The sequence below is a fragment of the Gluconobacter potus genome (genome assembly GCF_015244705.1).
Lineage (GTDB): Bacteria > Pseudomonadota > Alphaproteobacteria > Acetobacterales > Acetobacteraceae > Gluconobacter > Gluconobacter potus.
Window position 1 is genome coordinate 1 of record NZ_JABCQF010000053.1, and the last position, 1,226, is coordinate 1,226.

A 1,226-nucleotide genomic window follows, 5' to 3' on the forward strand; every position below is an offset into this window, starting at 1 on the left:
GGTTTCCGGGGTGACTTTCGCTCTGCGTTTTGAGCAGATCACGGTCCATCGCCAGTGGGAGGACTACGCGCTCGCGTTCAATCTTTCGAGGAAAAGGAAGCGGCGCATATTATAGACGATATTGGCAAGGCCGATCCTCATGGTGGCCCGGGTGATACCGACAGTTCGGACGAACAGACCCATTTGCGATTTCTGATCGGCAAAGACATGCTCGACACGAGATCGGACCACCGACTTTCCAGCATTCGATTTCTGGATATGCCGGGGCATAGGTTTGAGATGCGGCTTTTTCCTGTGAACCTTCGAGACAAAGCCCTGCTTGTCCATGAAGTCCTCATTGGCTTTCGAGCGATACGCTGTATCAGCCCAGACGCTTGAGGCCGTATTGGTTTTATCCAGAAGGCCCTCGCGCAGTCTGGCACCATCACTGGCAGCAGCATCCGTTGTCTTCCATTTCCGGATGAACCGGAACTTCCGGTCGATGGAAACATGGGACTTGTAGCCAAAGAACGGAATGGCGAGGTCCGTGGCTGGGATCGTCCCGTCATCCTGCCGCTTCGCTTTGGTAAACTTCAGTGTCCAGCGCGCATGACGGTCCTTATGCGACAGCTTTGCGGGTTTGTCCTGCCAATCTTCAGGAATACGCCCTGCCCGGAGGTCAGCTTTCTCAGCGTTCGTATTGCGCTGCTTTGGGGCGGCTACCAATGTCGCATCCAGGATCTGGCCGGACCTTGGCAGATAACCGGCGGTCCGCAGAGTGGCATCAAACCGGTCAAACAGTCTTTCAATAGCTCCCGCCTGGGCCAGACGCTCACGGAACAGCCAGACCGTTTTGGCATCAGGTACCCGGTCCGACAGTCCCAGACCGAGGAAACGCATGAAGGACAGGCGGTCGTTGATCAAATATTCCGTTCGCTCGTCGGACAGATTGTTCAGCGTCTGGATCACCAGAATCTTGAACATCAACACGGGATCAAACGGCGGTCGTCCACCTTTGCTCCCATCTGAATAGGCCAGAGCCTTCTCCAGATCAGGGCGGAACACCTCAAAATCCACAGTCCGGGAAAATGCCTCAAGCTGATCGCCAAGCCCGCTTAACCGGGCCAGCCGCTCTTCAACATCAAAGAAACCAGGCTGCTTCATCTGCCATCATCCCCAATCAACGCAGGAGAGATGGAATCACAGAGGAACCCTCAAATCCAGAAGGTTTTTCGAACCCTCCAGGT

General features: G+C 55.1%; 1 protein-coding gene. It reads right to left on the reverse strand.

Annotated features, from left to right (window positions below; genetic code table 11):
• Positions 1-63 precede the first annotated feature (63 nt).
• Positions 64-1,143, reverse strand: a complete 1,080-nt coding sequence (locus HKD31_RS15900) for an IS5 family transposase (protein WP_099287329.1) — start codon at positions 1,141-1,143, stop codon at positions 64-66.
• Between the last annotated feature and the right edge of the window lie 83 nt (positions 1,144-1,226).